Source organism: Methanosarcina sp. MTP4 (assembly GCF_000970045.1).
Classification (GTDB): domain Archaea; phylum Halobacteriota; class Methanosarcinia; order Methanosarcinales; family Methanosarcinaceae; genus MTP4.
This window is the reverse complement of the sequence record NZ_CP009505.1, coordinates 3,814,844-3,832,208: the sequence shown is the minus strand read 5'-3', so window position 1 is coordinate 3,832,208 and position 17,365 is coordinate 3,814,844. Positions and strand designations below refer to the sequence as shown.

Annotated in this window: 16 protein-coding genes; 10 read left to right on the top strand and 6 right to left on the bottom strand. The window is 45.5% G+C overall.

What is annotated here, in order from left to right:
- Nucleotides 1-1,120: 1,120 nt before the first annotated feature.
- Both MSMTP_RS16115 and MSMTP_RS16110 read right to left on the bottom strand, forming a co-directional pair.
- Complete coding sequence (locus tag MSMTP_RS16115) at nucleotides 1,121-1,924, bottom strand: 2-amino-3,7-dideoxy-D-threo-hept-6-ulosonate synthase (RefSeq protein WP_048181555.1); 804 nt, start codon at nucleotides 1,922-1,924, stop codon at nucleotides 1,121-1,123.
- A 120-nt stretch (nucleotides 1,925-2,044) separates the two neighbouring features.
- Nucleotides 2,045-2,563 carry a deoxyuridine 5'-triphosphate nucleotidohydrolase gene (locus tag MSMTP_RS16110; protein WP_048181551.1) on the bottom strand — a complete coding sequence of 173 codons (519 nt, stop codon included), beginning with the start codon at nucleotides 2,561-2,563 and terminating at the stop codon, nucleotides 2,045-2,047.
- Nucleotides 2,564-2,918: 355 nt separating this feature from the next.
- Here MSMTP_RS16110 and MSMTP_RS16105 point away from each other — a divergent pair, with 355 nt between their 5' ends.
- The 7 genes from MSMTP_RS16105 to MSMTP_RS16080 all read left to right on the top strand — a co-directional run bounded on the left by MSMTP_RS16105 (nucleotide 2,919) and on the right by MSMTP_RS16080 (nucleotide 11,163).
- Entirely contained in the window at nucleotides 2,919-4,985 is a 2,067-nt protein-coding gene (locus MSMTP_RS16105) for a DUF2341 domain-containing protein (protein WP_048181548.1), read from the top strand.
- Nucleotides 4,986-5,555: 570 nt separating this feature from the next.
- On the top strand, nucleotides 5,556-7,364 hold the full coding sequence (locus MSMTP_RS16100; RefSeq protein ID WP_048181544.1) for a PKD domain-containing protein: 1,809 nt from the start codon (nucleotides 5,556-5,558) through the stop codon (nucleotides 7,362-7,364).
- Between the two features lie 464 nt (nucleotides 7,365-7,828).
- Nucleotides 7,829-7,975, top strand: a complete 147-nt coding sequence (locus tag MSMTP_RS19510; RefSeq protein WP_156153875.1) for a hypothetical protein — start codon at nucleotides 7,829-7,831, stop codon at nucleotides 7,973-7,975.
- A 52-nt stretch (nucleotides 7,976-8,027) separates the two neighbouring features.
- On the top strand, nucleotides 8,028-8,744 hold the full coding sequence (locus MSMTP_RS16095; RefSeq protein ID WP_048181542.1) for a hypothetical protein: 717 nt from the start codon (nucleotides 8,028-8,030) through the stop codon (nucleotides 8,742-8,744).
- 170 nt (nucleotides 8,745-8,914) lie between these two features.
- Complete coding sequence (locus MSMTP_RS16090) at nucleotides 8,915-9,556, top strand: flavodoxin family protein (protein WP_369799605.1); 642 nt, start codon at nucleotides 8,915-8,917, stop codon at nucleotides 9,554-9,556.
- Between the two features lie 217 nt (nucleotides 9,557-9,773).
- Nucleotides 9,774-10,322, top strand: a complete 549-nt coding sequence (locus MSMTP_RS16085; RefSeq protein ID WP_048181539.1) for a flavodoxin family protein — start codon at nucleotides 9,774-9,776, stop codon at nucleotides 10,320-10,322.
- Between the two features lie 274 nt (nucleotides 10,323-10,596).
- Nucleotides 10,597-11,163 carry a flavodoxin family protein gene (locus MSMTP_RS16080; protein ID WP_048181535.1) on the top strand — a complete coding sequence of 189 codons (567 nt, stop codon included), beginning with the start codon at nucleotides 10,597-10,599 and terminating at the stop codon, nucleotides 11,161-11,163.
- A 69-nt stretch (nucleotides 11,164-11,232) separates the two neighbouring features.
- On the opposite strand, the gene MSMTP_RS16075 is transcribed toward MSMTP_RS16080, so the two are convergent.
- Together MSMTP_RS16075 and MSMTP_RS16070 are read right to left on the bottom strand one after the other, a co-directional pair.
- Nucleotides 11,233-11,796 carry a GNAT family N-acetyltransferase gene (locus tag MSMTP_RS16075; protein ID WP_197076106.1) on the bottom strand — a complete coding sequence of 188 codons (564 nt, stop codon included), beginning with the start codon at nucleotides 11,794-11,796 and terminating at the stop codon, nucleotides 11,233-11,235.
- 88 nt (nucleotides 11,797-11,884) lie between these two features.
- Nucleotides 11,885-12,325: a hypothetical protein gene (locus tag MSMTP_RS16070; RefSeq protein WP_048181531.1), complete on the bottom strand. Its 441-nt coding sequence runs from the start codon at nucleotides 12,323-12,325 to the stop codon at nucleotides 11,885-11,887.
- Nucleotides 12,326-13,115: 790 nt separating this feature from the next.
- Between MSMTP_RS16070 and MSMTP_RS16060 the strand changes: the two genes are divergently transcribed.
- Nucleotides 13,116-14,327, top strand: coding sequence for an ABC transporter permease (locus MSMTP_RS16060; protein WP_048181526.1), 1,212 nt, complete (start codon nucleotides 13,116-13,118; stop codon nucleotides 14,325-14,327).
- A gap of 310 nt (nucleotides 14,328-14,637) precedes the next feature.
- Here the strand turns inward: MSMTP_RS16060 and MSMTP_RS18170 are convergent, their stop codons facing one another.
- Together MSMTP_RS18170 and MSMTP_RS16050 are read right to left on the bottom strand one after the other, a co-directional pair.
- Complete coding sequence (locus tag MSMTP_RS18170) at nucleotides 14,638-15,495, bottom strand: head GIN domain-containing protein (RefSeq protein ID WP_052718435.1); 858 nt, start codon at nucleotides 15,493-15,495, stop codon at nucleotides 14,638-14,640.
- 218 nt (nucleotides 15,496-15,713) lie between these two features.
- Nucleotides 15,714-16,163, bottom strand: coding sequence for a hypothetical protein (locus MSMTP_RS16050; protein ID WP_048181523.1), 450 nt, complete (start codon nucleotides 16,161-16,163; stop codon nucleotides 15,714-15,716).
- A gap of 428 nt (nucleotides 16,164-16,591) precedes the next feature.
- Between MSMTP_RS16050 and msrB the strand changes: the two genes are divergently transcribed.
- Nucleotides 16,592-17,023 (top strand): peptide-methionine (R)-S-oxide reductase MsrB, encoded by a 432-nt coding sequence (msrB, locus tag MSMTP_RS16045; protein WP_048181521.1) that lies wholly within the window; start codon nucleotides 16,592-16,594, stop codon nucleotides 17,021-17,023.
- 99 nt (nucleotides 17,024-17,122) lie between these two features.
- Nucleotides 17,123-17,290, top strand: coding sequence for a hypothetical protein (locus tag MSMTP_RS16040; protein ID WP_231582826.1), 168 nt, complete (start codon nucleotides 17,123-17,125; stop codon nucleotides 17,288-17,290).
- The last annotated feature ends 75 nt before the right edge of the window (nucleotides 17,291-17,365 follow it).

Sequence of the window (17,365 nt, the reverse complement as noted above, 5' to 3'; positions counted from 1 at the left end):
CCAGTCTAGTTGCGCCAGCCGAGTTGCGGCTCGGCATCAGAAAAATCTTTGATTTTTCTTTTAGTTGCGATGAAATCGCAACAGTGTGCGGTCCTTTTCGGTCGCTCCGCTCCCTCAAGAGGACTTTTTTCTTTTTAAGGTCCCATTCTTAAAAGAAAATTGAGGTTCGCCTGCATGAGCTTCAATTTTGGGAACTTCTTTTCTGGTCGTGGCTTTCTTTAGAAGGCCTTTTGATGGTTCTTTTTTTTGATTGCCTGCTTATAGTGCTGTTTTTTGCCGGGATTGCCTGGGCCACATTATTGAAAATTCCGGGGAATACCATCCCCCTTATTTCTACTGGAAATTTTTTATGGTTTAATTATTTCTATGCTAGTACTTTTTCGATTTCTATTTGTTTTATTCTCTTATCTATATTCTTCATGCCTTGTCTTTGGTATTTTTGTTTTTTGATGGCTTGGGCTTCTCTTCCTGTTTTGTTTTTGTATTCGGGATTTTCGGGTTAGTGGGGGGTTGCTTTACATTGTCCTGAATTCTTCCAGGTAGGGGGTTCAGTTTAATCTTTTTGCATTTTTGCGTTTATATATATAAGCTCCTTACTTCTACTGGAGATTATGTGTCTGGAGCTATTTGACTTGAGGCGTATATACCCGAATTCCTTTTAGTAGTCAATGTTGTTGTAATGTCTGAGCTTGCGGGTTTGGCAAATGTTTTACCTGTTTAGGGGTCTACACCCCCCAGTTTCCATTGGAGTTTTTTAGTCTGATGAATCTACGTGACTTTACGGATCACAATCCTGGGAATACAAAAATCAAAAATTAGTTTAAAAATCGAGTTCTTGGAGGGTATAAGGGAAACTTGTGCTCCAAAGGTTTGAATGCAGTACGTTTTTATAATTCTGAAACTTAACCAAATTTCTGATCAAGGCTCATAAGTTGTTTTTCTTATCATATTTACAGAACACAGTTTCTTAAAAACCGCAACCCCTCAATTTCCACTGGAATAATCATGATAAATCCGATTTTAGATCCGCCTGACTCCTCAGATTCGTTTGATTCTTCAGATACTTATGTTTCCCTTTTTCCCAGGGGGCTCCTACGGCCCCCCGTTCCCCTTATTTGCTTCAGGCTTTTTTATCTGCTTCAATAACTTCTTCCGCGCTCATCCCACCATGGACGAGTTTTGCGATTCTCCTGATGAGGCTTGTGGGGTCTTCTGCCTGGAAAACGTTTCTCCCTATAGCAACTCCCCGTCCTCCGGCCTCCAGGGAGCCTTCGATCATTTCAAAGAGTTCTCTGTCGGAGTTGACTTTAGGGCCTCCCGCAATGATCACTGGCACAGGGCAGCCCTTTACGACTTCCCTGAAAGTTTCCGGATCTCCGGTGTAGTTAGTCTTGACGATGTCTGCTCCGAGTTCGGCTCCTATCCTTGCGGCATGTTTTACGACATCAACATCATATTCCGAGCGGACTTTCTTTCCTCTCGGGTACATCATTGCCAGTAGGGGCATTCCCCATTCGTCGCATTTCCTTGCAACTTGCCCGAGTCCCTGGAGCATCTCAAACTCATCTTCCGCCCCGATATTGATATGTACCGAGACTGCGTCAGCTCCTACCTTGATCGCCTCTTCCACGGTCGTTACCAGCACTTTGTGGTTCGGGTCCATTGCAAGGGAGGTCGAGGCTGAAAGGTGGATGATAAGTCCTACATCATGCCCGTATCCTCTGTGCCCGTATTTGGGAAGGCCCATGTGCCCGAGCACGGCATTTGCCCCCCCTTCAGCTACCTTGTTGACCGTTTCCTGAAGGTTTTCGATCCCTTTGATGGGGCCTGCCCCTACTCCGTGATCCATGGGGATGACAATGGCGTTTCCTGTGTTCCGGTCGAAAATGCGTTCCATCCTTACGGATTTACCGATTGTGCTCATGGAATGTCCTATAGTTTTTCGCTAATATATATTTTATCAGTGTATTTTTTGTAGTGTTCGGCTTGCTTTATAGATAATGGGTATTCGGAGCAGGGTTTTGAAACCGGGACTTTTCTACAATCATTGTTTTGTGTTTTCGTTCTGGTAAATTCCGGAATACCCTTCTTCCACTTCGCTGTCCAGGGTATAGAAAAGCAGTTGCATGATACGGGCGTCTTTCTTCAGCCTGAACCCTGCAAGGTTGTAGACTACCAGCATTGACTCGCTTCGGCCCCGGTACCCAGCGTCCCAGACCGCGGTTTCAAGGGTGGCTCCGCAGCGGATCAGGGTGGACCTTGGCTTTGCGATTGCGGCAAGATTTCTGGGGATGTTTACGATTTCATTAAAAAGGACTTTATATATCCCTTCGGGCAGATGGACCCAGCCCTCCGTATCAAATTCCAGGGGACTGCCTCCGGGAAGTTCTCTTTCGGAGTTGTCAAAGTCCACAGCTCCTGCCCCTTCGATTGTTCTCACTTCCTTAAGGGTCATTTCAAGCCCGTTTGGCTGGAGCTGGGTTTCGGGATCGACGGTGTTTTCAAGCAGAGGTGGGTTTGCCTGCATCAGTTTTCTCAGTTCGTTGCTGGATAGGAGTGACATAGGGATTCGAATTGCGATGATTGCTTATTATAATTTCGATTTTTGGGGCTATATCCTTTTATTGAGTTTTGCTTTTCCGGCCCGCTTCTTCGTTTTTAAGCCCCATTTTCTTTTTTATTGCAACAAGTGGCAGTGTTTTTTTATTTTTTATAAGTGGTAATGAAAAAGCTTTACTGTCATTGGGTAAATAAATATGGCCTGTTAAGTTCCAATCATTATTGCTTCATGTTGAGTAAATAAATTCAATCTGTTAAGTTCCAATCATTATTGCTTTAAATTAAGTAAATAAATTCAGTCTTTTAAGTTCCAATCATTATTGCTTTTTCAGTTCTGAATTGAAGAGAGGCTGCTAAAAATGAGGGTTAGATCGATCGCATGCAGAATCATATCTGTGCTCCTCCTGGGAGTTTTCATAACGGGTTGTGCCCTGGCTGAAACGGATGACAAGTGGAGTTATTCACAGGAGATAGTTGTAACGGAAAATGCCGGAAAAGACCTGACCAGTTATCAGGTGCCTGTCCGCCTGGATTCTTCAAATTTCGATTTCTCGAAGGCAAATGCCGACGGGTCGGATCTTCGCTTCCTGCTTGGAAGTACCGGGCTTGACTACTGGGTCGAAACCTGGGATCCGAAAGGCGGGGAAGCCACAGTCTGGGTCAAGGTTCCATTCCTGCCTGCAAATGGGAACCGGAAGATCCTGATGAAGTATGGATATCCCGAAGCAAGGGCCGAGAGCAACGGGGCGGATACGTTCCTATTTTTTGACGATTTTTCGGGGTCCAGCCTCCGAAGCATTGACTGGAAATACGAAAATTCCGGAGGCGGATTTGTTGATGTCCAGGGTGGGAGCTGTAAACTCGTTGCTCCGAAAGTTCACGTAAGTGACTTCGTCCTGATCTATTCCAGAGACAGTTTTGATATCAACACGGCATTCGTGGCAAAGCGGATGAAGGTGACCACAGGGGACGATGAAAGAGGGCCTGTCCTGCGGCAGGGTTTTATTGACCAGATCGACAACGCAAGAAACGAGATCAAGCATGAGACCGAACTTGCCAACGAGACCCGGGTGCGCTGGGAACTGACTGCCCGGAAAGAGCGGTTCCGTTCTTTTGACCTGACCAACGTCCGGGCCTTGGAAGGGGACTGGTATATCTCGGAGATTGCCTGGTACGAGGAAGATGATGATAACCGCAGCGTTGCCTGGTTTAAGGACGGCGTCCGGGATACCAGAATGGATTATACTTCCTCCGAGTTTGTCACAAACCTCCCTATGCACATCTATCTTTATGCGGCTTCTTACCCGGATGCTTCGGAAACCACCGGGTATATGGCTGTGGACTATGTTTTTATCCGCAAGTTTGTCGGGCCGGAAGAACCTTCCGTGCAGGTTACCCCGGCTCCTGCCGAAGAGGCAGCTCCTGTTGAAGAGGTCTCCGAACCTGAGGCTGTGGAAGTTCCTGTTGAAGAGGTGGAAGTTCCTATTGAAGATGTTTCGGAGCCTGAAAACGTAAGTGAAGAAACTGAAGAAGAGATCGAAGAAGCAGAGGTAGAAGCTGTTCCTGTAGTTTCCTTCCCGGAATACAGTGTGGGAATCTCCGGAATCCGGCTGTCTTCTCCCTATTCCCCCCACTTCCCTGCTCTCGTAAGGGATCTTGAAAGTTCCGGAATCGACACGATTTTCCTCAGTGTTGACTCCACAGACGTCTGGCAGTACGAGCGTTTCGTTAAATCTGCTCACGAAGAAGGGTTTGAGGTGCATGCGGTGCTTCTGGAAGATACGGGATGTACCGGAGCCTGGGACCTGAACACTTCCAGCGAGGCGATAGATGAGGTCCTTGACTACAACAGTAAATCCCTTGCCGCTTTTGACGGGATCAACATCTATATGGAACCGTCCTCTGCCCCGACTTCCAATGAGGGCTGCCTGGATTACGCAAGCATTATTGAGGCTACCCGTGAGGGTGCCGGAGCGAATCTAACTCTCTCCGCAAGCCTCCCGCCCCTCTATAACGCTTCCACTATTGAGGATATTGCGCCCATGGTTGATTTCTTTGTGGTCCGGGCTTATGGCAGAGGTGACGGAGACCTGAATGAAGCTTCTCTCATAGTGGATGCCGTTGCCCTGCAGATGGGTGAAATCAGGGGCGCAGGTTCAAAGGGAATTATAGAAATCAGGGCTGAAGACGGGTTCGAAGATAAGATGGCCGTACAGGAAAGTTTTGCATCCCTGGCGGAATATTATTCCGGAGACCCTGCTTTCCTTGGAGTTACAATCTCCAGCTATGAAACCTATAAGGACCTCCCGAAAGTAGCAGAGGAACCCGATGAGAAACCTGGAACCGGGGTGCCTGGCTTCGGGATAGTTTCCGGGCTTCTTGCAGGTCTGGGAGCCCTCGCTCTCCTGAAAAAGAGCAGGATGTGAAAAACAGAGCTTGAAGCAGGAAACATGTTGAAGCAGGAAACATGTTGAAGCAGGAATTGAATCTCAATTCCTTTTAAACTTTTTTCCTTCTTTTCTTTTCCTTTTTCTTTTTTATCCAGTTTTTCTTTTTCTAATCAACTTCTTTTCTGTTTTTCTTTTTCTCTTTAACATGAAAGTAATGTGACGTAAAAGTACTTTCGTTTGTTTGAGTCTTTTATTCGAAAGATTTCATGTACGTTTTTTATGTTTTTTATCCGAACTCTTTTTATATCTTTTTCACTTCCCCCGTTCTCTTTTTGCCTTCTTCCTTTTTTCCCTCTTTTACTGGAGCTTTTGTGTTTTGTTTATATAGTTTTCTGGCATCTTTTTTTTCCATACGTATTATATAATTATTTTTTATATACAATTTATTAAAACGAAATCTATATAATCGCCTTTATACAATTTTTAAGATGGAATTCTTGGGAATATATTTTGGTGGGAATTCTATCGCAGAAGCGATTTAAAGGGGGTATATCCATAAAAGCAACTAATATTCTTTATTCGTCGTTAGCTCTACTTTTAGCACTGATGCTTTCAGGTAGTGCCGTAGCGCAGCTTGAGGAACCAATCATTCCTAATTTTGAAGCAGAACCTATTTCAGGAAATGCACCGCTAAATGTTACTTTCACGGATGAAACTGATTATGGACCCGATTTTGACCCGGATGTTATGGATGTTTCATTTTTATGGGATTTCGGGGATAACCAGACCGAAGAGGGAGAAGAGTTTGCCGAAGTTTCTCATGTATATGAGGACGAAGGTCTCTATACTGTGGCCCTCAACGTGACCATTACCGAGAATGGGACGGAAATAGCTAATGGGTCAGTTCTCAAGGACGAGTATATCGAAGTCCTTGCCGCGCCCGTAGATGATGGCTATCCGGTTGTCAATTTCACTGCCGAGCCACTTTCGGGAAATGCATCGTTAAATGTTACTTTCACGGACCTTTCGGATTTCGGGCCTGATTTTGACTCTGAAACCATGAATATTTCATATCTATGGGATTTCGGGGATAATAATACTGAAGAGGGGGAAGATTTTGCCGACGTTTCTCATACCTATGAGGACGAAGGTCTCTATACCGTGGCCCTCAACGTGACCGTTGCCGAGAATGGGACGGAAGTGGCTAACGGGTCTGCTACAAAGGAAGATTATATTGAAGTCCTTGCCGCGCTCGTAGATGATGACTATCCTGTTGTCAATTTCACTGCTGACCCGCTTTCTGGAGATGCACCGTTAAACGTTAATTTCACAGACCTTTCGGATTTCGGGCCTGATTTTGATCCTGAAACCGCGAATGTAACACGCTTCTGGGAGTTCGGGGACGGAAACAATTTCACTTCAACAGAGACCACAGGGGCATATACTTACGAGGATCCCGGGATATATAACGTGACCCTGACCCTCTTCTATGCGGAAGATAACGAAACCCTGAACATGTCTCTCACAAAAGAGGCTTACATTGAGGTCTTTGAAGGGGAACCTTCCCCGGTAGAAGGGTACCCGAAGCTTGATTTCGCCGGCGAACCCAGGGCTGGCGTTGCACCCCTGAGTGTCAATTTCACTCCCATTGTGGACCTTGGTCCTGACTTTGATCCGGTGAACATGACCGTTGAAGGGCTCTGGGAGTTTGGAGACGGCTCCAATTCAACGGAGATGAACGTAACTCATGTCTACGAAACGCCAGGGATTTATGACGTAACGGCAACCATCAACATTATCGAGGACGGCAACACGACAGCTACAGAGTCCATTACAAAGGAACAGTACATAAAGGTCTTTGATTCGGATGCCAAGGGCATTATGCTCTCCCCTGGCTGGAACTTCATCTCGGTGCCTTACGTTCTCAATAATTCAAGTGTTGATTTCCTGTTTGCTGATGTGGAATATGAGAGCATAATCTATTACGATGCAGCGTCTGAAATCTGGCTGGACGTGGAAGAACTGGAGCCTTTGAAGGGGTATATGGTCTATGCGCTTGATTTCGGGATGATCCCTCTTGACAAACTTGCAAGGGTCGAAGACCCGATTCCCGGTGTTCCCGGTGCCAGCATCCCGATCTACGAAGGCTGGAACGCCATCGGGTTTACGGATTCCACCGAGTCCCTATCTGCCGAATTTACCCTGGAGATTATTAATGATTCCTACTTTGAGGTAGTTGGGCCATTGAACCAGGCAACTCTCACATACGCTTACATCGGAAGAAACGGCTACGAAGGTGAAATCGGAGCTTCCGATGACAAATATGTGGGTACGGACATCTTCTTGATGGAACCTTACGAGGGCTACTGGATCCTTGCAACTGAGAACACTACCCTGTATGCAGTGGGATGGTAACCCGAGATGTGCATGAAAAAGCAAGTGCCGTAGGAAAGTAAAATAAGAACGTGAAATAAGCAAGTGTGGTAAACAAGTTCGATATGAATGTGAAATAAGAAATCGACAGAAACGCTGAGATAAACTCGATCCTTGAGATAGGTATAGGGTGCCTGTTCTGTCAGGGGGAGGTTGACCCTTTACCTTTTATTTTTGGGGTGTATGATGCCTGTATCAGGAATCGTATCAGGAATTAGAAGGTCGAATGCCTTTACGCTTTAACATAGCGTTTCAACATTCTCTAAGGTTTTATTTGATAATTAATATATTTAAAAATATTAGATATATATAATGTCTATCTAATACCTAAACTGCAGGTCCTTTGCATCTTCGCTGCTTTACCGGTAAGTAATTGTTTACGATTTCCGGTTTCCTGGATTTGTCGGCAGGACCAAAAACGAGGTCTTTTTCATGCGAAAGGGAGCTTGAACATAGTAGTGGGCCTTTTAAATGGGAATGCGAACTGCAGACTTGCGGCCACAGCCGGAGCGAAGCAGGATGTCTGTGAATATGTCTGTGAATATGTCTGTGAATATGTCTGTGAATATGTCTGTGAATATGTCTGTGAATGAATGTTGCTGTTCCATGGTAATTTATGATACTAACAGGAGTTGGGGGGAATTTATGTTAATCAAATATCGAAAGTTCGGAATACTTTCCGTAAGCCTGATGATGCTGCTAGCATGTGCGGTGGTTGGGCTGGCTGCAGATCCCGAGGGGCCTGAGGAAACCGAGAGTCTGCCGGAACTGCCGCTTATCCTGAAAGGTGAACTGAATGTAAATGGGGAACCTGTTGTGGCTGGTTCTGAGATCCAGGCTTATTATGATGGTAAATTGATTGCAAAGAGTACTGTTGAAAACGAAGGGGAATATGTTCTCAATCTGAACCTCGCCACTGATGATTATGAGAATGTCGGGGAAGTGGAGTTCTACATTGATGGAAACGCAGCCGATCTGGATATCCCGGAAAGCGAGGCAGCTGCTATCGCAAAAAAAGATTCCCCTGGCTCGATAGTTGAATTGGATGTCCAGGGTTCGGTTTCTCAACCTTCTGAATCTTCCGATGATTCCGACGGTTCCGATGATGGAGATAATCAAGGTGCTGCAGTTGTGAAATCCGCTAAGGATGTTTCCGAATCCTCGGTCGAAGATCCAGATGAGCCTGAATCTGAAGAAAATGTTGATAATGGACTGGAAGCGGAAGATGGAGACGTCATTGAAGCTGAGGCAAAGGCAAGTTCTGAAAGTTCCGATGCACAGACTACACCCATCTGGGGAGCTCTTGCCCCTGTAGCATTACTCGGGGCTGTCCTGATCATCAGAAAAATGAGGGCTAAATAATCCGCTCAGTTTTTAAAGCTTCGACGCGGTTTTCCATATTTCCTTTTTTCTTTATTTCTTTTCTCTTTTTCTTCAAAAAGGTATCAGTGGCTTAACCACTGCCCAACTGTTTTATTATTTTTATGCTGGGTGATTACTTATACTTTTTTCACCATTTGTTTATGTAGCAATTGTTACATTATTTGTACTGTTTGCTTACTGAAGGGGGGTTTAACATTAAGGTTATCGGATTGGTAGGTAGTCCTAACGTTGACGGAAATACTGCAAGGCTTGTGAACGAAATTCTTGCCGGAGCCGCAGAATATGGTGCAGAGACAAAGATGTACAACCTGGCAGCTCTGGACATAAAAGGCTGTGATTCTTGCTGCAGGTGCCAGGAGAGCGGTAAATGTGCAATTGAAGACGACATGCAAATTCTTTACGAGGAAATCCGCACTTCTGATGCGGTGGTCCTGGGTTCTCCTGTCTATATGTGGCAGATGAGCGGCCAGACCAAAATCTTTGTTGACCGCCTGATGGCCTTTCTAAGGCCGGACTTTTCAAGCCGGATTGAAGGGAAAAAGCTTATTCTTGCCTTTACCCAGGGCAACTCCAACAGGGATGCTTTCTGTTCTTACTTTGAATATACAGCAGGGCTTCTCTATTTCCTCGGATTTGATGTCCTGGATACGGTCGTTGCGGCAGGCACTGACAGATCCAAAATTTCAAACAGGCCAGAAGTGCTGAAAAGGGCAAGAGAGGGTGGGAGAAAACTGGTTCCTTCCCTGACAGTGGCTTTTGCGGCAGCCAACCTCGGTGCCCAGAACGCCTGAGTGTAAAGTAATTTGTTTTCCAAAAACGATTTTTCCTTCCTCTTTTTCCTTTTCCTTTTCTATTTTCTTTCTTATTAGCTTTTTTTGTCGTCCCTTTTTCTTTCCAGAGAAATTTCCCTGTTTTCTGGGGAATATTTTATTACTGTCTGCTTCATTTCTTTAATGCAGTTTTCAATCCGGTTTATAAATCGGTTCATATATCAGGAGAATAATACGGATGAAAGTCTTAGGATTAGTCGGAAGCCCTCGCGAAGGGGCTAATACGGAAAAGCTTGTAAATGCAATTCTGGAAGGTGCTGTGGAAAACGGTGCCGAGACAAAAACCTATAACCTCTCCAAACTTGACATCAACCCTTGCAAGGGCTGCATGACCTGCAAAATCGAGGGAAAGTGCGTAATTGACGACGATATGCAGGAACTCTATGATGAAGTCCAGGCGGCTGATGCAATTGTGCTCGGGTCCCCTCTCTACATGTGGGAAATCACCGCCCAGACCAAACTTTTCGTGGACCGCCTCGTCGCCTTCATCAAACCGGACTTCTCAACTCGCCTTAACATGCCAAAGAAGTTCGTCCTTGCCTACACCCAGGGAAACCCTGATGCGACCACCTTCAAACCGTACTTCGATTACATGGAAGGCCTTTTCTCCTTCATGCAGTTCGACGTCCAGGGCAGCATCGTTGCAGCCGGGACCCGCGAAAAAGATGATATCCTCGCACAGGAAGCCGTCCTTGCCAGAGCAAAGGAAATGGGCAAGAACCTGTAAACCCGTAAAGCAACCCATTTAGCCGTAATATTTAAGAAATATAATTCTATCTTTATGGTAGCCGTGGGAATTCCGTCTCCCACTATTTTTTTTTCAAATTTTTTTCTTGCTTTTTTTCACCCCTTTCCATTCTTTTTTAGTTTCGAGGGTTCTGGCAATTTTTCCGGCTACTTTTCCTGAGAAGAACACTTAACTAGCTTCCTGCTCATAATTCTTCAAAATAAAAAGTTGAATTTCCAGGATAGACTGCTATATTCCAGGGAAGGATAGTCAGATGAAAGTACTCGGATTGATGGGAAGTCCGCGTGGTAATGGAAACACCGCCACCCTCGTGAATGCTGTTCTTGAAGGTGCCGCCGAAAACGGGGCAGAGACAAAAGTCTACCACCTTGCTAAAATGGACCTGAAAGCCTGCAGTGGCTGCATGTCCTGCAGGGCTGATGGAAAATGCGTTATTGACGACGATATGCAGGAACTCTACGAGGAAGTCTGTTCCTCCGATGCCCTGGTTATAGGTTCTCCTATCTATATGTGGGAAATCACAACCCAGACAAAAGCATTTGTCGACCGCTTGATAGCTCTGACCTGCTGGCAGCCCTGTGCAAAGCCCGAATTTGCCCCGCTTATAAAACTAAATACAAAACTCGTCCTCGCCTACACCTACGGGAACCCTAACCCGAACAACTTCAACCAGTACTTCAAGTACATGGAAGGGCTCTTCAGTTACCTGGGTTTCGATGTTCAGGAAAGCATCTGGGCTTCCGGAACAATAGACCTCGATGATATCCTCCATCAGCCTGATGTGCTCGAAAATGCAAAAGAAATCGGGAAAAAACTCTAACTTTTTTCTTCTTTTCAGATTTTTTTTCTTTCAGATTTTTTTCCTTTTTTCAGATTTTAAACTCGCAGGTCATACGTCACTGAACTCTTCAGGATACTCCACAACCCCGCTTATCCCTTCAAGCGCCCCTTCCTTCAATTCCAACGCCATGAAAGCTTCCTCAGGTGCCCCGAAAGGATCTTTGATTCCCCATTTGCTAGCCGGCTCAAACCCGAAACTCGAATAATACTCCGGATGCCCGAGGACAATTACTGAACCGTACCCAAGCTTTTTGCAGGTTTCCAGCCCTTCTTTTATGAGCCTGCTTCCGATGCCCTGCTTCTGGAACTCTGGTCTGACAGATACCGGGGCAAGGGAAATAGTTTCGTATTCCTTGTATTCCTCGTATTCTTCGTTTCCTGCCCCGGATTTGACGACAACCGGTAAAAAGAGTATGTGACCCACGATTTTACCGTCAATTTCGGCTACAAGGGAAAGTTCGGGGACGAACTTCGGGTTTTGCCTGAGCTTTTCTACAAGCTTTCCTTCAGCAGGCTGCCAGAAAGCGAGGTCGTTAACTTCGCTTATGCCGGGGTAGTCGGAGGGAGTTTCGGGGCGGATATTAAGGGGGATTTTGGATTCCTCACACATCATAACTATTCTTTTTTTCGACTTACTTAGGTGTGGATTCAGTATCTTTTTTGGTCCCTTATTGTGATGATTTCTCCTGTTTACTCTTCCTTCAAAATTCCTTCTCCTCCTCAACAGTCCACCTGTACTGGCATTCCTTGCACTGGAAAGCATGCTTCCGGATTTCAACCCTTTCGGATGCGTTGTATTCCACGCTTCCAGTTGTGTTTTTCCGGTCGCCTTCGGAGTGAACGTATCCAATGTTTTCTTCTGGACTGCCGAAGGACGAGGTTAGAAACTCACGGCTTTCTATTCCCAGGTACTTTTTCGTAAAAAGCCTCCCGCAGGCCGGGCACCTGTGCCGGCGGAGGAAAATGGTAAGGGAAAGGGAGATCATGAAAAGGGTGGAAAGGATTGCTGTGGCTTCCAAACCCTTATCGAGCCTGCTGACCATAATTGGGCTGAGAACCATGAGCATGAAAGTAACGGCTGAGATCAGGCCTGTGTAAAAAAGAGGGTCTTTGTGGCGAGGAAGGGGTGCTTTATAGCTCATCCGTAATTATCTTACAGCTAATTGTATATTTTTTTAGTGTATCAGGATGTTTTTGGGGTTTCTGGGATTTTTCGGTCCTATTTCTCTCCGGGTATAAGCACTTTCGTAGAACGGGCACCTGTTCCGGATATTTTGTATGAAAATATCAAGGATATCATAAAGAGAGCAGAAAGGATCTGTGCGGCTTTTATCCCTGCGAAAAAACAGATAAGCATCAGTAAAAACAAAATTATTGACACAGCTGACGAATAAAAAAGCGGATCCTTTTGTATATGGTCAACTTCCGCGCTATTATTCATAGCTTCCCTTTTAGAGATTGAATTATTTAAACTTGCCTATATGTATTCATGTTTTCCAAGTTATTTTTATAAAAACATATTTTTTCGACGAAATCCTTCTTTTTTTATGTACTGTGATGTTGATGTCTTTTCCGGCTGGATTTTACGTCGTGGCTTTCAATGTCTGATGAGGAACTGTTATCTGGAAAATATGGTCTGGAAACTGTTGTCTGGAAATTATTAGTCAGGAATTATGGTTCAGTTTTTCCAGGTGGACAATTTCGAGACAATTTTAATATATATGCGATGTATACTATGGAAGTCAATTATGGAAATCTGAGGAAAGCAATCGACTTCGTTAAAAGAGTTGACTTTGTTTTAACTCATGCTTTATTATATTACTCTACTTTATTATATTACCCCAATTTATTGTGTCATCCCACTTTGTTATTTAGCTTGCTTATGCTGTCCCAACCTAATTGTAAAGATACTAAAAACGGAGTTCTGATTCAATGATCCCTCTTTCCCGTGCCGGAAAAATTGCCCTCCGCAGCATTTCTCATTCCAAAATGCGCTCGGCCCTTACAGTGCTTGGAATCGTTATTGGCGTTGCAGCAGTGATTGCAAACGTATCTCTTGGAGGAAGCTTTAACCAGTATTTTACGGACGAGGTCTCTACTATCGGGTCCAACTTCATTTATATCGAGGGTATGGAACCGAACCTGTTTTATGAAAATGAGAGGCAGATTATTGAAAACACGCCCGGGATCGAGGAAGTTTCGGTGCTCAAGCAGCAGTCGGGGGTGATCGGTTTCATGTCTCAGGCAAAAAACGTTCCGGTTTATGGGGTCTCGGAGGAATATGATGAGGTTGCAGGCACACACCTCAGGACAGGGAATTTTCTCTCCGACAACGACATGTACGTGGCAATCGTGGGCTACGACGTGGCGCACGAAAAATTTGACCGGGACATCAGGGTCAGGAATTCCATTGACATTACTTTCAGGGTAGGGGAAGGGAAGACAATCACTAAAACTTTCAAGGTAAAGGGAATTATCGAGAACCCGGACAGTGCGCTTGTCCAGGGTTTCAACGACAACGATGCGGTAATAATCCCCGTTGACGCAATGAACGAAATGCTGGGAGAAACGGACTACGGTGGGATCTTTGCCATGGCCGAGGACCTTGCAACCATTGAAGAGACCTCGGACGAGGTGGACGAGCGCCTGGCCCGGAACTTCGGGATTTCGGAAAGGGATATTGAGGATAAGGACTCACGCCCCTACTTCATCATCGACCAGGCAGAAATCCTGGAGCAGACCGACATGATGTCAAAATCCCTCAGTTCTTTCCTGACAGCTGTTGCCCTGATCTCTCTTCTGGTCGGCTCCATAGGGATAATGAACATCATGCTCGTAAGCGTGACCGAGCGGACCCGGGAAATCGGAATCCTCATGTCCCTGGGCTTTACTGGCTTTGACATCCTGTCCCTCTTCATGGTTGAGTCGATCCTCCTGGGTGTTTTCGGAGGCATCATAGGAGCTGCGGTGGGCATCGTGGGTGCATACAGTGTTGAAACCCTCCTGAACCTGCCAGTAGTTTTCCCCTTCAGCCTGATAATAGCTGGTTTCCTCGTGGCTGTAGTCGTAGGTTTTGTCTCAGGGGTTTATCCCGCAAGAAAAGCCGCAAAGATGAAACCCGTAGACTCTCTGCGCTATGAGTGAAATCCAGCCAGATCCTGATCTTCCGATCTTTAGTCTCGCTGAACTCTAATCCACCCTGCCTCTAATTCACCCTGAACTCTAATTCATTCTGCCTCTAATTCATTCTGCCTCTAATTCATTTTGCCTCTAATTCATTTTGCCTCTAATTCATTTTGCCTCTAATTCATTTTGCCTCTAATTCATTTTGCCTCTAATTCACTCTGCCTCTAATCCAGATGCACTTTAATTTATCCAATCTTTAATTCGCTGAACTTTTGTTCAGGCGAACTCTAATTTAAGCAGGCCCTGATCCCGGCAAATATCGACGGGTTTATTCCCTATCATCTATTTTTTCGATTTTGCCGCTGCCTGAAACCTGAGTGTTGAATTTTTCCGGCTCTCCCCAGTAATACACACTCCCGCTACCGGCGATCTCAACATCCATCTCCCTGTCCGTGTAAACCTTTGCATCTCCCGACCCGTATATCCTGACTCTGGTCACTTCAGTCCTGAGCCCGAGGGCATCCACGTCTCCCGACCCGTCGATTTCGATTTCATGTGTGGCGGCATCGCCTTCTAGGAGGAAGTCTCCTGAACCGGAAACCTGGCTCTTCAGGGAACTTGCGTTTACTTCCATTTCTATATCTCCCGAACCTATGATTGCAAGTTCCAGGTTTTCGGAATCTATCGGCGTAGTTCCTGTTATATCCCCCGAACCACTGAGGGAAAGGCTTCTGACTTCTTCCATCCCTGCATAGACCTTAATGGGCTTCAGGGGACGGATGCACTTTTTTGCCCTGATTACCAGGACCCCGTTTTCAACGCTGGTCTCCAGGAGGGGGAGGAGGTTGTCTTCGGCTTCGATCACAAGGCTGCTTCCACCGTCCTGCTTTACGAAAATGTCTCCTGATACCTGGGAATCCACGCTGTGATAAGGTTCAACGTTTCGGTTTTCCTCTTCCACGTTTCCTGATCCCGGTTCGCATTCATAAGCCGCACACCCGCTTCCAGCTATCACTGCGGCAAGTATCAGGATCAGAATTCCCGGTAGCAGGAAAGAAATTCCTGAAGGTTTTTTTCCGCTCTTCTTGATTGTTATCTCTTCCCTCCTTACATTTCCCTTCTTTTCGAGCCCTTCTTTTCCTTTCTTCTCAAACATCTTTTTCAGCCCCATTTCGTTTCCACTCACAGTTCTGTCTCCTTTCAGTGGTCCCCTTCAGTGGCTCCTTTTAATGATCCCTTTTAATGGTCTCTTTCATTGCCCTGAGTCCCCGGAAATTTGAACCGGGGAGTGCGATAGAAGGGAAATAGCCATAGCACTGTTTACTTTGAATTTTTTATCTATAACTTATTTGACTTTTGAACCTTAAATAGCAGGGTGCGAAGGGACACAAAACCTCTGAATTTTCAACTGAAAATGAGTCCGTATAAAACCAGCCCTAGAAGAGACATGCCAAAGCCTACCTGAGCCAGGATTTTCCCCCGCTCGATAGCCTCCCGGTTTGCTTTCAAATTTCCGTAACAAATCTGTCCCAGACCTGCCCCCGCAGGAAAGATTAAAGGCCAGACGTAAGCCCAGCTTTCCCAGTTTCCTGTTCTGAACTGGTAGAGCAGGATCAAGCCCAGTATGGTGGGTATTCCGCTCATAGCGGCAATGACTTCCCCCATCCCCCCTTCCATTTCCAGAGCCGAGGCAAAGAGGAACATCCCGGTTGCAACGAGGTAGAAGGGAAGGGCAAGGTTCCCCAGATTGATTCGCATACGAATGATAAGTATGAACCCTGCCGCAATAAACAGCATAATCATGAGGGCTATTATCATGCTGTGGTCTTTTCTTTCCTTCTGATTTTTTTCCATGGATCCCCGGGTTGAAGTTGCTGGTTCTGGAACTATTATTTATGATATAAATTATATATTGTTGTTTATAATTTTATAGTCTGCCAATTTTTTTATTCTCAGGAAGGGGAGGCAATTTGCCATACCCGAAGGGATAATAACAATTCCCGGGATAATCAGGTATAAGGAAAGCCGTGTACAAAAGATGCCGAATATAATGAAAGCTGGATATAATGAAAGCTGGATATAATGAAAGCTGGATATAATGAAAGCTGGATATGATGAAAGCTGGATATAATGAAAGCTGGATATGAAGAGGAATGGGAGGAACATCCTCTATATATGATGCTGAATATAATTATAAGTTGGATATAACTAAGCTGAACATAAGGAATTCATATAATGTATGCTGAATATTATTTGAAATAACAAGACCTGGGGGTCATTGAGTGTTACAGGAAACAACCGAGAAATCGGATGATGAGTGGAAGAAAGTTCTCACTCCCGAGCAGTATCATGTCCTGAGGAAAAAGGGTACTGAAAGGCCCTTCAAAGGAAAACTGTACTATAACAAGAATAAAGGGGTTTACACCTGTTCCGCCTGCGGGCAGGAGCTTTTTTCCTCTGATTCCAAGTTCGAGTCCGGGACTGGTTGGCCAAGTTTCCTGGACGTGATTTCCAGCGACCGGGTCCGGCTTCTGGAAGATAATAGCTATTTCATGCACAGGGTCGAGGTTGTCTGTTCCCGCTGCGGAGGGCATCTGGGGCATGTCTTTGACGACGGGCCGAAACCTACAGGGAAACGCTACTGTATAAATTCCGTGTCCCTGGATTTTAAAGGGGCAGAAGAAGAAAAAGAAGAAGAAAAGGCTGAAAGCTGAAGGTGAAATGGAAGCTGAGGGGAGTGCCTGCAAGCGAGAGCTTGAAGTGCAAAACCTTTATAGGGGGCGTGAGTTAATCTGGAAATCGAAAAAACCCAGGTGGAACTGGCTGGTTTTCTCGTATTTTTTATCCTTTACCTGGTTATTTTCAACCTGCTTTTCCGCTTTAGAGGGGGTGATTCTCCTATCTTTGTGCCCGGAACCCTGCTTTTTTCTCTTCTGGGTTACTGGCTGGGTGGCTACCTGTACGACAGGTACCTGAAATGACTTTTTATGGGAGTTCCCTGAAGCTTTTTGGATCCGGAGGGCTCGAAACCTGGGCCTCTCTCTTATCTATATAGT